The organism is Paenibacillus sp. JNUCC32 (assembly GCF_014863545.1).
Lineage (GTDB): Bacteria > Bacillota > Bacilli > Paenibacillales > Paenibacillaceae > Paenibacillus_AQ > Paenibacillus_AQ lautus_A.
This window is the reverse complement of record NZ_CP062260.1, coordinates 3,066,725-3,083,480: the sequence shown is the minus strand read 5'-3', so window position 1 is coordinate 3,083,480 and position 16,756 is coordinate 3,066,725. Positions and strand designations below refer to the sequence as shown.

Below are 16,756 nucleotides of genomic sequence, written 5' to 3'. Positions count from 1 at the left end.
TATGAATTTTTGGAAAAATCGTGTAATCTATATAGAACCGACTTTTTCAGGAGGAATTATGGAAACCGAATCCTTACTCAAGGTGGAGCAGCTTGCTCTCAAAAAACACAAAATTTTTAAACAAAGCCAGCTGCGCTACATCGCCCGCTCCATGCTCGCCAGCATGTTTATCGGCTTTGGCGTCATCGTCGCTTTTAAGACGGGCAACTTTTTTTATCTGGAGCATTCCCCGCTGACTTATCCGATGGCTGCCCTTACGTTTGGCGCGGCGATTATCCTGATCGCGTACGGGGGAGGGGATTTGTTTACAGGGAACACGTTTTATTACACGTATGCCGCTCTCCGCAAGAAATTAAAGTGGCTGGAAGTAGTCAAGCTGTGGATCTTCAGTTATGCAGGAAACATCCTGGGGGCCTGCACGTTTGCGCTGTTGATTTTCTTAACGGGATTATTCACCGATTCCTCCGTGAACGGATTTCTGCTCAATGTGGTGGAACACAAAATGACCACCCCGACGATGCAGCTGTTTTTTAGAGCGATTCTGTGCAACTGGCTCGTATGCCTTGCCTTTTTCATCCCCATGTCCCTGAAGGGCGACGGAGCCAAAATGTTTGCCATGATGCTGTTTGTTTTCTGCTTTTTCATCTCCGGATACGAGCACAGCGTTGCGAACATGTGCACCTTTGCCATTGCGCTCGTGCTGAATCATCCGGGCACGATTTCGTTTGATGGCGTATTGCATAATCTGATTCCGGTAACGTTCGGCAATTTGATCGGCGGCGTTCTATTAATGGGCTTTATGTATTATTTTGTGAACAAGCCTTTTCTGGATGCGAAGGAATCCTCTGGTGAATAAGGTTTGGAAGCGCGCAAGCTTAGCTCCGCTAGCCTTGTAACAATGAATACACCCGCGTATCGTGTGCCGTGCCGTTCTGATAGATATACTGGCGCAGGGTTCCTTCCGCTTCGAATCCGAGCTTGGCCAGCAGTGCATGGGAAGCCTGGTTCTCCATAAAAACGACGGCACCGATGCGGGTTAGGCCAAGCTCCTGAAATCCATATGCCAGGATGGCGGAGGCCGCTTCGCTGGCATATCCTTGCCTCCAGAAGTCGGGATGGAGCTCATATCCGATTTCTGCTCTTCTATGCCGTGGGGACCATGCGTTATATCCGATCGTCCCGATCAGGCCTTGCCTATCTTTCCTTTCGATGCCCCATCGAATCCCGCGCTGCTCTGCGTAGTTGTTAGCGAACAGCTCAATGAATCGACGAGCTTGCTCGGGGCTGGTCAACGTGTCTTGACCGTAATAGCGGGTCACCTGCTCATGCGAGAAGCAGCTGTAGATCGCCTCGGCATCCTGAAGCCGGATTTCACGCAACCTTAATCGTTGAGTCTCTAGTTCTGGAAACATGATTTCCCTCCTTGGATAAACCGTATTGGCTAATATGGATTAGATTTCATTATATAAGATGTATTGATAAAGAGAAGTGGATTGCACGGAATTCGCGTTGTTTCCATAAAAAAATAAAGGGCTGGTCGCAAAGTCAAATGGACGTTGGACCAGTCCTTTTTACAATTTTATCCCTTCACTTCCTTTTACAGCTAACCCGCGGTTCTGAGCTTTTAACGCAGCGAAATGCGGCTTAAGCTGCCGCCGTTCGCAAACAAACGCTGGATGCTGCGTTCAACCTCTGCGTCCGGTATCAACGGAGGGGCTTGGTGCGGTTTCGTGCGGGCATCGATAATGACCGTGTCGCAGCCCCAATGCTTGTGCTCATAGCGGCTGTTCACGCCGTGAATGTCATGGGAAGGATTGCTGCGCGTAAAGGTTGCCCAAAGAAAATTGTTGAGCGTTGCGCTCATGAATTCACTGTCATCGCACAGAATGATCATCGGGCAGGAAGGAAGCGAACCTCGTTCCCGGATGGCATCGCTAAGGCTCGACATCTCCTGCGCCACTTCGGAATAACTCGTAAAGGGGGCTCCCTGGATGGCGACAATGCCGGGCATGATCCATTTTGCAGGCGCATACCCGGGAAGATCCGTTAACGCCTCAGGCACCGCTTGGCACAAATCCCTTTTTTTATCCCCGACCGCCGCAAATACGACCTTGCTGCCGGTGTTGAGTCCGGTTCCGGAATAATCGAGCGTATCGATCGTGGTATTGGTCTGAAAATGGATGTCCCGTTGCAGATCGATGCGTTCCAATATATAGGTCAAGAAGTCCTCGATATGATGCGTGCTTAAAGGCTGGTTCTCTTCAGCTGCAATGAATAAATACTTGGCCAAGCTTAATTGGCCCGTGCCCAGTATCCGGTTGGAGATGGTGAGAAGCTCAGCCGGCTGCTTTACTTGTTGATATGGGGTATACCGTTCGCTGCCGATGGCAAAGAGCAGGGGGTGTACCCCGGCAGCATCAACCGCATGGACTTCCTTGACCCCCGGAATTTCTTGCCGGATCGCCCCGCCGGTCAGCTCATGAATCAGCTCCCCGAAGGACGTATCTTCCTGCGGCGGTCTCCCGACGACCGTAAACGGATAGATGGCCTGCTGCTTGGCATAGACTTTATGCACTCGCATGACGGGAAACGGATGGACCAGGCTGTAATAACCCAGATGATCGCCAAAAGGTCCCTCGGGCTTGGTTTCGCCGGGATGGATCTCCCCCGTAATAACAAAATCCGCATCGTGGCTGATGCAGTAACCATCCACATAGCTGTACCGGAAATGTCGTCCCGACAGCAGTCCGGCAAAGGTAAGCTCGCTCATGCCTTCCGGCAGGGGCATAACCGCAGAAATCGTATGGGCAGGGGGCCCCCCGATAAAACAGCTCACTTTCAGCGGCTGACCCAGCTTATTCGCCTTCGCTTGATGGATGCCGATGCCCCGGTGGATTTGGTAATGGATGCCGACTTCCTTGTTCATTTTATATTCATTGCCTGTGAGCTGAACCCGGTACATGCCCAGATTGGAATTCATCACGCCCGGCTTCTCCGGGTCTTCGGAATACACTTGGGGCAGCGTGACGAAAGCGCCGCCGTCGTCCTTCCAGTGCTTAATGAGCGGCAGATCGGAAATTTGGATTTCCTGAAATCCGGGTGGCAGGGCACCTGTTTTTTTGATCGGCAGTGCAGATTTAGCTGCCAGTCCCGTTCCGATATATTTAAAAGGATTTTTGAGCGCCTTCATCGGATCGTTGCGCAGCGCGATAACGTCTTGCGTTGATTCGAAGGTTTCCCGAAAAATGAATTTGCTGCGCTCGATCGTGCCGAACAGGTTGGATACCGCACGAAACCTTGAACCTTTTACATTCTCAAACAGGAGTGCCGGGCCGCCTGCCTCATAAACCTTCATATGTATGGCCGCCATTTCCAAATGAGGATCGACCTCTTCATGTATACGAACCAAATGCCCATGTTTCTCCAAATCAATGATGCATTCTTCCAGATTATGATATTTCATTACATAGCTCCAATCCCTTGTAGATAGTGAACTTATTCTACTATTATCGACAATCTCATGGCGAAGGTCAATGACGCCCGATATAGAATGGACAAACGGCTCCGTCATTAAAAATCGTCTTTCTGATAGAACATGCAATACACGGTCAGGGCGTTGATTTTTTCTTCATGCCTCAAAACAAATCCCCATCTTTGATACAAATTTACATCCCTTTATTTTCAGTATCGAGCGCGATTCCATGTGAATTGTGATCCGAATTAACCACTTGAAGCAGGTGCCGCAGCATTGCTGTTCCAATTCCCCTGCCTTGGACCTCCGGATTCACTCCGATCATAATGAGATAATGGTGCGGAGAAGAAGGAGCAGCCGATCTCGTCATGCCCATATAGGCATTCAGGAATCTCAATGTTTTGACTGGGAGTTGGAATAACAACGGCAAGAGTCTTCCAATCAGCAAAAAAGCGCCCTTCAAACGCTTAAGCTTGCTTATGCCGGGTTTCTCTACAATGAAGGTACCGAGCAAGATTTCGTTTTCATAATAGCCCCATATTTCTTCATGCAGCAGAAAGCTTTTATCAAACATGAAGGAGACAAATGCAGCCGCTCTGCTGCTTGATTCACGATCAAGCTCTGGATCGCCAAATGCATGCAGAAACAAAGGATCGCGGGCAAATGCCCGGTTCATAATGGATGAAAATAAGATTTTATCTGCTTGGGTCAGCTTTGATACTCTGCATGGAATGTTCATGATTTCTCTACTGCTTTGCCATAATGATCTACAGCAAAGCTGTACAATACTTTCAGCATAAACAGGGTGCCGGCCAATAACATGTAGGGCTGGATGCTGGACAGCAAGAACGTAACCCCTATGCCGATCGAAAGGAGCAAGCCTCCTATAAATCGCTGCGATGATTTCCCGATCAGCGCATTCACGGTCACAGCTCCAGCGATGGTATATGCCCATATACCGACGGCATACCCGATATCGGTATCCAATAGAAGCGCAATTATGATGATATGCACATGTATCGCAAGGAACACTGTCCGATTCGTTTTTCGGGACGCGTAGAAATTACTGGTTGAGATTGTGAAATTGGCAATGCAGCCGGCGAATATATCGAAGATAAGCAATAAGGCAAGGACACTGCGCCATATAGGCAAAGAGTTTGTGATTTCAGGATAAATGAAGCTCACCGCGATGGTTAGAAGTCCACCGAACAGCAGGATGACCAGAATAGAGCCAACGGACTGCTTTTCACCAAAAACATCATGCAGAATCGAAGGAATCTTTACGATTTTCATCACGTAACACACTCATTTCTTTTGTGATTTAAATTAAATTATGTAGTAATTGAATTGATTTACTATAAAAACAATATAACTACAAATAGGTGATTGTCAATTGTTTTATAGTGAATAAATTGAATTACTCTAAAACTTAATATATACTTCAATTGAGGTGAAGAACATATGAACGGGTATGAACGAAGAAAGCAGCTAAAAATCGAACAGGTCTTCGATGCCGCATTCCAGCTCTTTACAAGGCACGGTTACCAAAAGGTCAGCGTGAACGAAATCGCCCAACAGGCAGGAGTGTCTCCAGCGACGATATACAACTATTTCGGAACCAAAGATCAGCTTTACCATGATATGATCATGAATTGGATGGACAAGCAGTTGGCGGAGTATGACCGTATCCTGGAATCCGACCTGCCATTCCCGGAGAAGACCAAAGCAATCATGCTGCTGGAAGCTAATAATTTGACCTTCTTGTCGGAAGAGTTTCGGCGAATTCAAGCCTTTGAAGATCACAGCATCGATCTGAAGATTCGGCAGGAAAGTGAGCAGAAGATTAAAGGCTTTTTCATGAAGTTTGTTGCACTCGGGAAACAAGAAGGTTATATCGATAAGGAGCAAACCGAAGAGGCGACGATGCTGTTCTTCACGATGTTCATGAATGAGCTCGGCCGGCGCTGGGATTCGGCTAACCGCGAATTCGCCATCAGCTTGGAGAGCTTGATGGAGCTGTTCTTTTACGGGTTGGCGGGACAACATCATGGTGGAGAATAACGATGAAACGGTTTACGATCAATCGGGACCTGTTTAAAAATGCGGTAAGAGACGCCCCGCGAAGTTTCTCATTGAATCGTATAATGGGGAGTAGACGAATAAGCTGAAGTACAGCTTCACTAGAAAAGGAGGGAACGGTTTTGTTTCATCCAACGAGTCTCTTCATGCCTTTTCTGGTTCTGCTTCCTAATTTCTTGTTCTTTAGACGCGCGCCGCATAACATGTCCGGTCGGCCCAATCCCAGCTTGATCTTCTCGGTTGCCGAAGGGATCGGGCGAATCGGGACCATGATCGTCCCTTTATTTTTTGCGGTGCAGCTCCGGCACGGGTACGAAATCATCTCGCTCATCGTAATGATTCTAGCGCTATTGCTATACTATGGAGGATGGTGCCGATACTTTTTGAACGACAGGGATTATGGGCTGTTATTCAAGCCGGTTATGGGGATTCCGGTACCACTAGCGATAACTCCGGTCCTTTATTTTCTGGCTGGTTCGGTGGTTTTGCATTCCATCCTGTTGTTTATGTTCAGTATCGTTTTTGCTGCAGGTCATATCCCAAACAGTTTAAGAGAGCACGAACGAATCTTACATAGGGACTAAACTGCTTCGTTATCTCAAGCTTCTGCAAAAATACAAGGTGGATAATGCAACCACCCTTTTGAAGTATGCCTAGGATGAGAGAAATGAAGGATATGATCAATAAATTCCTTTCTTCAGATCGGTGAACAGTATGAGGAATGGCATAAGGAGGGTAAGCGGAAAGAGCTTGATTCGCCTAATCCGGGCAGAAACGCAGGTAAAGACTAAGCGAAGCTAATCATTATGGCGTTCGTATAACTCGTATAACTAATAGAAGAAGGCGCAGATATGGTTGAAGTGCTTTTCTTGGACGGATACTTCATTCGGTGTACGAATGGATCTACATTTTGGTAATCCAAAAAGCAGCCCCTCGCACAATGGCGAAGGGCTGCTTTTATATAATTCATAGCCTTATTGCTGAACAATGGCAATAATTTCATCTTCCAGCTCAAGTCTTACCTGCTCGCTGTATGCGCGGATATTGTACTCGGAGTGAAGGTAGCGGAGAATGGCCTCGATGAGGTTGGCCTCAATCAAATACTGAGTTCTTCCGTTGACCCATACTTCGGCCGTATATCCCGTATCTTCGTCCCAGCTAAGCTCAAGTGATACGTCCGTTGGTTTGACGCCTCTGCGTTCCGCTTGGTGAAGGCAGACCGCATTGACGATTTCGTCCATGCTTAGAACCATGGATTAGTACCGGTTATTGTGATTGTTGTTGTCGCGAGGCTCGTTTTGTTTACGACGATTCTTCACGGCACGTACAACAGCCATAACGATCATAATCAAAGCCCAGATTGCGATCAGGTTAATGAGCAATCCCATAATTTCGCCCATGAAGCCCATGCCGGCGAACATGCTGCCGAAGAGCAATCCGGCCAGACCACCGATCATAAGTCCTTTCATCAAGCTGCCACCGCTAAAAAATCCTGGTTTTTTCGTGTTAGCGGCTGCCCCTGTATTGGAACGGTTGTTCGTTTGTTGCACATTATTGGTATCATTCTTTTTCGGAGTGCTGTTGTATGACTTGGTTCCGGATTTGAAACCTCCGCCACCTCTTCTGGCATCTGCGGAATCAGGTGTCAGCGCTACAAAGAACAGTGTAATCGCTACTAGAATCGTCAATACTTTTTTCATCGTGTTCTGTCGAACCTCCCAGTTAATTTAGAGTATAAAGAGTAATACGGACGAGTCACGATAAGGTTTCAAAATTTGTGCGGCCATGGTTCGAGGCTGTAGCGCGCTGCTGCTGTCTCAATAATTCCAGTACCCAATCGCACCATTTCAGCTCGGTTTCAGCCATCATCAGTCCTTTGGTAGCGAGCACATAATTGCTGAATGCCTTGCTTCCGATCTCGCGGGTGTCCTCCGGAATCCCCGCTAAAATCTGCTCGTAGTAACGCTTTTTCTCCAGATACCCGATTCTGCGGTCTTCGAAAATATCGACGGCGATGCCGATCTCCGTCAACCACAGGCAAAAGGTTCGAAGAGAAAGCTCATCCTTGGTGACTGCAGGCGCAATCGGTTGGTACATCCATTCACGCAGCTTCTGCATGCCTTTTTCTGTAATCGCATAAATTTTTTTGTCCGGTTTATCGCTTTGCTGAACCCAGTGCGAGGACAACAGCTGTTTCTCCTCCATGCTGGACAGCAGTGGATAGATTTGACTGTGTTTGGCTTGCCAAAAAGGCTGTATGCGAAGCATCAAATCGTATCCTGATGATTCTCTTCTTGCTAGTAATCCTAACAAGCCGTATGACAACGTATTCATGGACATAACTCCCTTTGAAACGCATATCGTGGACGCCAAGGCAGGAATGATAATCCGCCTATCGGTCCGGTTGATAAAAAGTGTACACTGAAACTGTATGGTTTGACAACCGGGGGAGGGGGCTTTCTCTCTGCTTTTGGCAAAATTGTGACTAAAAAAGCACAAACGCGTACGCGTTTGTGCTTCCATTTGACTTTGGTTGCTTTATTCGTTCTCGTATCCTTCCACGACGAGATCAAGCGCACCGGTGTTGGGGTCGATGACCATGCCATGGACGGGCACGTTTGGAGGAAGGAGCGGGTGGTTTTTAATCAGGCTGACCGTATTTTTTACGCCGTCCGTAATGTTATCGAATCCGCGAAGCCATTTGGATAACCGGATGCCGGAGTTTTCCAGCGTGGACAGCACTTCATCGGAAATGCCGCGGTCTCTCATGTGCTGGATCATATCCTCTGCGTTCAGGGATGCCATGCCGCATTCATAGTGGCCCACAACGATGACTTCTTCCGCGTGAAGCTCGTACAGCGCAACCATGACGCTCCGCATCACGCTCCCGAAAGGCTGGGAAATGATTGCGCCGGCGTTTTTGATGATTTTGACATCGCCATTCTTGAAATTCATCGCTTTTGGCAGAAGTTCGACCAAGCGCGTATCCATACAGGTGATAATCACGAGTTTCTTCTCAGGAAAACGCCCTGTCAGATAGGATTCGTATTCTTTATTCTCTACAAAGCTGCGGTTGTGTTCAAGTATGCTGTTAAGGTGTTTTTCCATCGATTTTTTCTCTCCTTTTGTATCTATTATTCATTTAGAATGCTGTTGCTCACGCTCTGGTATCCACTACCTGGATATTGGTGCCATAATGCTGTCCGCTGCTGTCCAGTCGGAAGGCGTAGGCGGCCGGATCGGCATCGAGTTTCATCTTCTCTTCAAAAAAAACAGCCTGCTTGCGGTTCACAATAACAGTTACCGGGCTTTCCGTTTCGACAGCAAGATCATCCGGCGTTGGCTCATCTACAATACGCAGGCCTGGGACGCCGTTAACGGCACATCCGCATCCCTCCGTGTCATAGATCAGCCTGATTGCGCCCGGCTTGCCCCCGAGTTTGTCCTTCAGCTTCAGCTCGGCTTGCGGGGTGAGTTGAATAATCACGGCTTCCTGACACTCCTTTATATGTAGATTGTTATTTATTCTTTCTGGAAGTTGATTATATACCTTGTAAAAAGTATCATCAATAGAGTAAACAAGAATCCTATTATAAAAAAAAAAAGAAGGTGTGCTGGTATGGCAGTACAACATTTACAGCAATGGGAACAATTTGAACGATTGGTTCGCAAAATCATGAGTTACTACGAAGCTATTGGCCTACTTCATTGGGATTTACGGACAGGCGCTCCGCGCAAAGGAACCGAAATCCGCTCGGAAACGATCGGGGTTCTCTCCACAGAGGCATTTAAACTGCAAATATCGGAAGAGATGGGAGAGCTGTTGTCTTTCTTTGCCAAGCCGGAACAGGCTGAGCAGTTGGATGATCGCAAACGCCGCATGATCGAGGAGGTGCGCAAGGTATACGACCAGAGCAAGTCCATCCCGCCTGAGCGCTTCCAGGAATATTCCATTCTCGCCGCCCAATCGGAGACGAAGTGGGAGGAAGCAAAAAAGAACAGCGATTTCGAAGGCTTCGAGCCTTACTTAACGAAGATTGTAGCATTCAAGCAGGAGTTTATCGAGTATTGGGGCGTGAAGGACACCCGATACGACACGCTCCTCGACATGTATGAGCCGGATTTAACGGTGGAAAAGGTGGATGCCATCTTTGACCGCTTGAAAGCGCGTCTGGTGCCGCTGGTCCATGCGATCCAGGAATCGCCCTTCAAGCCGGAAACGGGCTTCCTGAAACAGCTGTTTCCGAAGGAACAGCAGGAGAAATTCAGCTTGTTCCTGCTGGAGCAGATGGGCTACGACTTTGAAGCGGGACGCTTGGACGAGAGCGTGCATCCATTTGCCACGGGCTTGAACCCGGGAGACGTGCGGATTACGACCATGTATCTGCCGGACGATGTGCTGAGCGCGGTATTCAGTTCCCTGCACGAGGGAGGCCATGCCCTTTACGAGCAGAATATCGACAAGGAGCTCGCGGGGACACCGCTCTCCGGCGGTACCTCCATGGGCATCCATGAATCCCAATCCCGTTTGTGGGAAAATATGATCGGCCGCAGCCGTCCGTTCTGGCGCCGCTATTTCGCGGATTTGCAGCAGCACTTCCCGGAACAGTTGAAGGACGTGGACGTAGAGGACTTCTACCTGGCCGCGAACAAGGTGGAGAACTCTCTGATTCGAATTGAGGCAGATGAGCTTACTTATAACCTGCACATCATCATTCGTTATGAGATCGAGAAGAAACTCTTTAACGAAGGTTTGGCGGTGCAGGATCTTCCGGAGACCTGGAACGCGAAGTATAAAGAATACCTCGGCATTATGCCGCCGAACGATGGGATGGGCGTGCTTCAGGACGTTCACTGGTCCGGCGGGGATTTCGGGTATTTCGCCTCGTACTCCCTTGGCAACATGTATGCGGCCCAGATGCTGCACACCATGCGCAAAGAGCTGCCGAATCTGGACCAGCTCATCGAAGCCGGGAACCTGGCTCCGATCAAGGAGTGGCTGACGGACAAGGTATACAAATACGGAAAGAGCGAGAAGCCGTCCGAGATCATCGAACGCGTCACCGGTGAAGAACTGAATCCGGATTATCTGGCCGATTATCTCGAAGAGAAATATAAAGAGATCTACAAACTGTCATAATCACGAGAAGCGCAGCCCGAGGGGCTGCGCTTTTTTTATTCGGAAGAGTTTTGAAACCGGGTCCTTTTTATTCGTTCCCTGCGTAAGTGGAGCCAATCCAAATTTGCCGGCATGCTCTAACCAGGCGTTTAACCTTTGGGCTGACGCTTGCATATGCTGAAAAGAAACATTGGGTCTATGGGAATGGAGGGTTATCGAATGAAGCGTCAAAAATGGTGGGGGCTGGCTTTATGCTTGCTTCTGGTCTGCGGAGTTGCGCTTGCCGGGTGCGGGGGCGGCGGATCGGCCACGAAGGTCAAGATCGGCGAAGTGACGCGTTCGATCTTCTATGCGCCGCAGTATGTCGCATTGGAGAAAGGATTTTTCAAGGAAGAGGGGCTGGATGTCGAGCTGCAGACGACCCCGGGCGGAGACAAAACGATGACGGCTCTGCTGTCCGGAGCCATCGACGTGGCGCTTGTCGGCTCGGAAACTTCGATTTACGTGTACCAACAGGGGTCTGAAGACCCGGTCATTAATTTCGGGCAAGTGACGCAGACGGACGGCACGTTTCTGATGGCCAGGGATGGATCGGGTGATTTTGACTGGAACAACCTGAAGGGCAAAGTATTTCTCGGTCAGCGTAAGGGCGGCATGCCGCAGATGGCAGGCGAGTTTACGCTCCGTAACAAAGGAATCGATCCGCATGCGGACCTGGAGCTGATTCAGAACATCGATTTTGCGAACATCGCTTCGGCGTATGCTTCTGGTACGGGGGAGTTTGTCCAGCTCTTTGAGCCGCAGGCCTCCATATTTGAAAAAGAAGGCCGTGGCAAGGTGGTGGCTTCCTTTGGCGTAGAAAGCGGGCATCTGCCGTACACCGTGTTTATGACAAAGCAAAGCTATATCAACAAAAACGATGCCACGGTGCAGAAGTTTACGAACGCCCTGTATAAGGCACAGCAATGGGTGGATGCGAGCAGCCCCGAAGATATCGCGGATGCGATCCTGCCTTATTTTAAAGACAGCGACCGCGATATCGTGGTGTCCTCGGTCAAGCGCTACAAAGAGCAGGGCAGTTATGCCAGCGATCCGATCGTGGATGAGGCCGAGTGGAACAATCTGCTGGACGTGATGGAGCAAGCCGGGGAATTGAAGGAACGGGTAGCGCCGGATGCCATCGTCAACAACAGCTTTGCCGAAAAAGCCAAGCAAGCTAAATAATCACGTACTCCTGATCCATAGAACGAAAGGAGAGAGCACCATGGTACCGGTAGTTGAATTGAATGATATCGCTCATGTATATGTTACCGATCGGGAAGCCTCTCTGGCTGTGGAAGGAATTCATTTGAAGGTGGAGCCGGGGGAGTTCATCAGTCTGGTAGGGCCTAGCGGCTGCGGGAAAACGACCATCTTGTCCGTCATTGCCGGCCTGCTTGCCCCCTCCAAAGGGGCTGCTTACGTAAACGGCAAACCGGTAAGCGGACCGTCGCCGGAAGTCGGGTACATGCTGCAGCAGGACTATTTATTTCCTTGGCGCACCATCATGGATAATGCCTTGATCGGATTGGAATTGACGGAGAGGCTGAATCCGCAAAGCCGAAGCGTCGTAGGGAATCTGCTCAGGGAGATGGGGCTCGGGGAGAGCGGTAATCTGTATCCGACGCAGCTGTCGGGCGGGATGAGGCAGCGGGTAGCGCTCGTCAGGACCTTAGCTACGGATCCGGGACTGCTGCTGCTGGATGAACCTTTCTCCGCGCTGGACTACCAGACGAAGCTGCAGCTTGAGGATTTGATCGTGGAAACCTTGAAGGAGCGGGGGAAGACGGCCATCCTGGTCACTCATGATTTATCCGAAGCGATTGCGATGAGCGACCGGGTCATTCTCTTGAACCGTAATCCCGGGCGGGTTCATCGTTTGTTTGATATCCCCGACAACATCCGCCGGGCGCAACCTTTTTTTGCTCGCAAGGAGCCGGGGTTCAATGAATTGTTTCATGAAATCTGGGGCGAAATGCAAACGATCGGGAAGGAGTGAAGCCTATGACATCAAGGGATGAGCCGTCAGCTTCTTCTTCGAAGGGCTGGCTCCAGAATATCTATGCAAACCACATGAAGCGAAAGAAAAGCATGCAAAACCGGGTACTGACCGTCCAGCTCAGCCTGCTGCTGCTGTTCTTTATCTGGTGGGAAGCGGCGGGCAGATTCAAATGGATCGACGTGCTGCTGTTCAGCTACCCCACCAAAATCTTCGCGAACATATGGGATAACATGATCAGCGGCGAGTTATGGGGACACCTGGGGGTCACGGTAGGGGAGACGGTTGTTGGATTCCTGCTCGGCACGCTCGTTGGCACGCTGATGGCCGTATTGATCTGGTGGTCCCCGTTTCTCAATAAAGTGCTGGATCCTTATATGGTCGTGTTCAACAGCATGCCGAAAGTGGCGCTGGGTCCCATATTCATCGTGATGTTCGGCGCCGGCTTTACTGCCATAGTTGTCACTACGCTATCCATTACGGTCATTGTGACCACGCTCGTCGTATACAATAGCTTTAACGAGGTGGATTCCAATCTGATCAAGGTCGTCCGCACGTTCGGCGGAACCAAGCGCCAGGTATTTCAACGGGTCATCTTGCCGGCTTCCTATCCCGCGATCGTATCGACCCTCAAGGTTAACGTGGGCATGGCATGGGTCGGCGTCATCGTCGGCGAATTTTTGGTTGCCAAATCGGGTCTCGGTTACTTGATTATGTACGGTTTTCAGGTATTCAACTTCACGCTCGTGTTATCGAGTCTGCTCATTATTGCCGTTGTAGCAACGGCCATGTATCAGATCGTGGTATATATAGAAAGGAAATTGTTGACCCACCGCTAAGCAGGCATCACCTGCGGCGTCAGGCATGGTTGTTAACGGCATAAAAATAAGCTAGGATGAAGATACCTTATATATGCGTATATGCGGCTAACATGATAAAGAAGCAGATATAGCCATCAACAACTCGCCTGGAGGCTCTTCATCACATGGGATTTCGTGTCATCAAAACAGCAGCGGCCAGCCTGCTTGCCATTTTAATTACAGATGCTTTGAACATACCGGGGGCTACGTCCGCCGGTCTTCTTGCTATACTCGGCGTTGACGTTACGCGCAAACGGAGCGTGCGCTCCATATCGTCCCGATTTTTTGCGTCATTGCTGGGACTTGTACTGGCGTGCATTTTATTTTATTTTCTCGGTTTTCATTACTGGGTGCTGGCCTTGTACATATTGCTTGCATTTCCCGCGATATCGAGGGCTAATTTCAAGGAAGGCATCGTGACCAGTTCGGTTGTGGTGTTTCGGGTGTTTCAGGGGGAAGAGATCGGACTCGGCATATTGCTCACGCAAATCGAACTCCTGATTATCGGCCTCGGGTCGGCTATGCTCGTGAATCTGGTTTATATGCCGAACAGCGAGGGGGCGATGATGGAGATCCGCCGCAAGGTGGACGGGCTTTTCTCCGTCATTTTCCATCATTTCTCGCTGACGCTTCGAAACCCCGAACATATATGGGACGGAAAAGAGCTGATCGAGGCCAATCGGCAGATCGAAAAAGGGATAGAGGAAGCAAAGCGGGCTTCGGAGAACCAGATGATTCATCCGGACGGCTCCTGGAACATCTATTTTTATATGCGTAAGGAACAGATGGAGAATATCCAGAGCATGATGCATCAGATCTCCCAGGTGTACGAGCGGCTTCCGCACGGCGTGCTGACGGCTGAAATTTTCGATCAGTTAAGCCAGGATGTCGTTGCCGAAGGCTATACGGGGAAGTCCGAAGGTCTGCTGATTGAGCTGGAGGACAGGTTCAAGGAGATGGAGCTCCCGACGACCCGCGAGGAATTCGAGGTCCGTTCTGCGATATTGCAGCTCTGCCACGAGCTGGAATACTATTTGAATATCTCGAAAAAGTATAAAGCGCCCACGGCGAAAAAACCGCAGAAGCGCGCGGATTCGGCCGTATAGCTTAGCGATTTTCAAAAATAAATCTGATATTTTTAGCATCATATGAATTTATTTGGACCACTTCATTCAACATTCGCCCATGTCTTGCATACACATGTATGGAATGATTGTATGGAGGAGGTTCGAAGATGTCATTGAGTCATAAACACCAATGTAGAGAAATCATCACGAAGGCGATCTGCGGCAAGGGTCGTAAGTTCTCTACCGTAACACATACCGTGACTCCGCCTAATAATCCGACCAGTATTTTGGGGGCTTGGATTATAAACCATCAGTACGAGGCGGTTGCCGCCGGAGACGGAATTGAAGTTATTGGTACTTACGATGTAAACATCTGGTATTCCTATGACAAAAATTCGCAGACCGATGTGGCGAAAGAAACGGTATCGTATGTAGAACGCGTGCCTCTATCCTATCTGGATCCGAAGCATCGTGCATCCACGGTGGAGGTTTCGGCTGAAGCGACGCAGGAGCCGAGCTGCGTCGAGGCCAGCGTATCCTCGAATGGCACGAGCGTCATTCTGCGGGTAGAGAGAGAGTATGCGGTGGAACTGGTAGCCGAAACGAAGGTCGTTGTCAAAGTATGCAGCTACCCTCACGGCGACTACGAAGACAAAGAATTCGACTACGTCCTGGGAGACGACGTCGATGATTACGAAGATTACGAAGGTCTGGAGGATGAACTGTAAGTTAACCCTCCTGTAGGAATGATTATAATCTTAGCATATGCAGCGAGGGCAGCTTTGCGGAGGGCGGATGCCCTCTTTTTTATTTTTATTTGCAGGGGGAATGGGGATGGCTAGAATGATCGTACGACCGGCGGTCGAAAAAAAATATGTGTCGCTTCATGGATCTGCTTTGCTCATGGCGCAAGCACGGTTGATCCGATCCGGGATTCCGTGTGGATTGAATTCGGGTTCAGTCGAGGAGAAACGTTACGCCGCCAGGTACGCGGTGCATGTCGACCGGCTGGCTGCAGCCAAGATCCGCCAACATCAGATGGGCGGCAGCGAAGCGGTGTTCATGCCCGATCCCGAGAGCGGAAGATATGAAGATGGCCTGCATCGAAGATTGGAGAAAGCGGCCCTGCGGTCGCTGTACACGCTGGGCGTCGATGAAGGGGAGGTCATCATTACGGCCCTCCCCGGTCGAAGATACGTAGTGGAGGATGTCCGCATGCCAGCTGACCGCAGCAAAGCCGTAATGAGTGCCAAGGGTCAGCGGTCACGGCGGACGGAAGGGTACCCTGCTAACAACGAAGAAGGCGATTCTTCTCTTGTTTCATCGTTACTCATGGGCATGGATCCGGAGTTTGTCCTGATGAAGGATAACGGAGACATCGTGTTTGCATCCGAATTTATGGAACGCGGCGGGACGGTCGGAAGCGATGCCGTTCGTTTACGGGGCGAGGTGATTTATCCTATTGCCGAGCTCAGGCCGTCGCCTAAGGCGAATCCGAAGGAATTGCTGCTTGAAATGCAAAAAGCTCTGCGCGAAGCTCATCTCCTGATTCAGGATCGTTCACTGGCATGGAAGGCAGGCGCCCTGCCTTATGGCGATTTTCCGCTGGGAGGCCATATTCACTTCAGCGGCGTGCCGCTGTCCCTGTCTCTTCTTCAGACCCTGGATAATTATGTGGCTCTGCCGCTGGCGCTTCTCGAAGACCCCAACGGGCGTCTGCGGAGGCCCCGTTACGGTTTCCTTGGGGATTTCCGCAGGCAGCCTTACGGCGGGTTTGAATACCGTACGCTGCCCAGTTTTCTCGTCTCGCCGCTCGTCGCGAAGGTGTCGCTTGGCGTTGCTTACCTGGCTGCCCGCTACAGCGATCGCCTGCCGGGGAGGCCGTTAAACACCGAACGGTATCACCGTGCCTATTACGAAGGCGATAAATCCGTGCTCAAAGAGTGTATTGCAGGCTGGCACAGGGATCTGTCGGCACTGCCGGAGTACCCGGATTTCGCCCGTGAAATCGAACGGGCTGTAGCGCACATGGAGAGGGGGCGAACCTGGGATGAGAGCAGGGATATCCGGCCGCTGTGGAATATTCCAACCAAGCCGTGATGCCTTGCGGTCAATTTCTGT

The 16,756-nt window shown here is 50.0% G+C and carries 19 protein-coding genes; 10 read left to right on the top strand and 9 right to left on the bottom strand.

Translation table 11 applies throughout. From position 1 onward, the window contains the following. Positions 1–58: 58 nt before the first annotated feature. Entirely contained in the window at positions 59–856 is a 798-nt protein-coding gene (locus tag JNUCC32_RS13735) for a formate/nitrite transporter family protein (protein ID WP_090911724.1), read from the top strand. Positions 857–884: 28 nt separating this feature from the next. On the opposite strand, the gene JNUCC32_RS13730 is transcribed toward JNUCC32_RS13735, so the two are convergent. The 4 genes from JNUCC32_RS13730 to JNUCC32_RS13715 form a co-directional block, all read right to left on the bottom strand. Further along, positions 885–1,412: a GNAT family N-acetyltransferase gene (locus tag JNUCC32_RS13730; protein ID WP_096773351.1), complete on the bottom strand. Its 528-nt coding sequence runs from the start codon at positions 1,410–1,412 to the stop codon at positions 885–887. 212 nt (positions 1,413–1,624) lie between these two features. Next, entirely contained in the window at positions 1,625–3,463 is a 1,839-nt protein-coding gene (locus JNUCC32_RS13725) for a UbiD family decarboxylase (RefSeq protein ID WP_192572420.1), read from the bottom strand. Positions 3,464–3,665: 202 nt separating this feature from the next. Next, positions 3,666–4,211, bottom strand: coding sequence for a GNAT family N-acetyltransferase (locus tag JNUCC32_RS13720; protein WP_228468958.1), 546 nt, complete (start codon positions 4,209–4,211; stop codon positions 3,666–3,668). Next, positions 4,208–4,765 carry a hypothetical protein gene (locus JNUCC32_RS13715; RefSeq protein ID WP_192572674.1) on the bottom strand — a complete coding sequence of 186 codons (558 nt, stop codon included), beginning with the start codon at positions 4,763–4,765 and terminating at the stop codon, positions 4,208–4,210. Before JNUCC32_RS13715 ends, JNUCC32_RS13720 begins: the two co-directional genes overlap by 4 nt. A gap of 168 nt (positions 4,766–4,933) precedes the next feature. Between JNUCC32_RS13715 and JNUCC32_RS13710 the strand changes: the two genes are divergently transcribed. Beyond that, positions 4,934–5,533 (top strand): TetR/AcrR family transcriptional regulator, encoded by a 600-nt coding sequence (locus JNUCC32_RS13710; protein ID WP_192572419.1) that lies wholly within the window; start codon positions 4,934–4,936, stop codon positions 5,531–5,533. A 140-nt stretch (positions 5,534–5,673) separates the two neighbouring features. After that, positions 5,674–6,135: a hypothetical protein gene (locus tag JNUCC32_RS13705; protein WP_192572418.1), complete on the top strand. Its 462-nt coding sequence runs from the start codon at positions 5,674–5,676 to the stop codon at positions 6,133–6,135. 390 nt (positions 6,136–6,525) lie between these two features. Here JNUCC32_RS13705 and JNUCC32_RS13700 read toward each other — a convergent pair whose 3' ends face one another. From JNUCC32_RS13700 to JNUCC32_RS13680, 5 genes are all read right to left on the bottom strand, one after another. Beyond that, positions 6,526–6,804, bottom strand: coding sequence for a YxcD family protein (locus JNUCC32_RS13700; RefSeq protein ID WP_009591356.1), 279 nt, complete (start codon positions 6,802–6,804; stop codon positions 6,526–6,528). A 3-nt stretch (positions 6,805–6,807) separates the two neighbouring features. Next, complete coding sequence (locus JNUCC32_RS13695) at positions 6,808–7,251, bottom strand: membrane protein (protein WP_015734645.1); 444 nt, start codon at positions 7,249–7,251, stop codon at positions 6,808–6,810. Positions 7,252–7,306: 55 nt separating this feature from the next. After that, complete coding sequence (locus tag JNUCC32_RS13690) at positions 7,307–7,885, bottom strand: PadR family transcriptional regulator (RefSeq protein ID WP_015734646.1); 579 nt, start codon at positions 7,883–7,885, stop codon at positions 7,307–7,309. 204 nt (positions 7,886–8,089) lie between these two features. Then, positions 8,090–8,659: a beta-class carbonic anhydrase gene (locus JNUCC32_RS13685; protein WP_009591389.1), complete on the bottom strand. Its 570-nt coding sequence runs from the start codon at positions 8,657–8,659 to the stop codon at positions 8,090–8,092. 49 nt (positions 8,660–8,708) lie between these two features. Continuing rightward, entirely contained in the window at positions 8,709–9,038 is a 330-nt protein-coding gene (locus JNUCC32_RS13680; RefSeq protein ID WP_192572417.1) for an iron-sulfur cluster biosynthesis family protein, read from the bottom strand. Positions 9,039–9,170: 132 nt separating this feature from the next. Between JNUCC32_RS13680 and JNUCC32_RS13675 the strand changes: the two genes are divergently transcribed. The 7 genes from JNUCC32_RS13675 (at position 9,171) to JNUCC32_RS13645 (ending at position 16,735) form a co-directional block, all read left to right on the top strand. Further along, positions 9,171–10,691: a carboxypeptidase M32 gene (locus JNUCC32_RS13675; protein ID WP_192572416.1), complete on the top strand. Its 1,521-nt coding sequence runs from the start codon at positions 9,171–9,173 to the stop codon at positions 10,689–10,691. A gap of 198 nt (positions 10,692–10,889) precedes the next feature. Continuing rightward, the gene (locus JNUCC32_RS13670; protein WP_192572415.1) at positions 10,890–11,894 is read left to right on the top strand and encodes an ABC transporter substrate-binding protein; all 1,005 of its coding nucleotides are present in this window, start codon (positions 10,890–10,892) and stop codon (positions 11,892–11,894) included. A 40-nt stretch (positions 11,895–11,934) separates the two neighbouring features. Continuing rightward, positions 11,935–12,708, top strand: a complete 774-nt coding sequence (locus JNUCC32_RS13665; protein ID WP_192572414.1) for an ABC transporter ATP-binding protein — start codon at positions 11,935–11,937, stop codon at positions 12,706–12,708. A gap of 5 nt (positions 12,709–12,713) precedes the next feature. Beyond that, the gene (locus tag JNUCC32_RS13660; protein WP_015734651.1) at positions 12,714–13,547 is read left to right on the top strand and encodes an ABC transporter permease; all 834 of its coding nucleotides are present in this window, start codon (positions 12,714–12,716) and stop codon (positions 13,545–13,547) included. Between the two features lie 146 nt (positions 13,548–13,693). Further along, complete coding sequence (locus JNUCC32_RS13655; protein ID WP_192572413.1) at positions 13,694–14,674, top strand: aromatic acid exporter family protein; 981 nt, start codon at positions 13,694–13,696, stop codon at positions 14,672–14,674. 128 nt (positions 14,675–14,802) lie between these two features. Beyond that, on the top strand, positions 14,803–15,363 hold the full coding sequence (locus JNUCC32_RS13650) for an outer spore coat protein CotE (protein WP_015734653.1): 561 nt from the start codon (positions 14,803–14,805) through the stop codon (positions 15,361–15,363). Between the two features lie 106 nt (positions 15,364–15,469). Beyond that, positions 15,470–16,735: a putative amidoligase domain-containing protein gene (locus JNUCC32_RS13645; RefSeq protein WP_192572412.1), complete on the top strand. Its 1,266-nt coding sequence runs from the start codon at positions 15,470–15,472 to the stop codon at positions 16,733–16,735. Positions 16,736–16,756 lie beyond the last annotated feature (21 nt).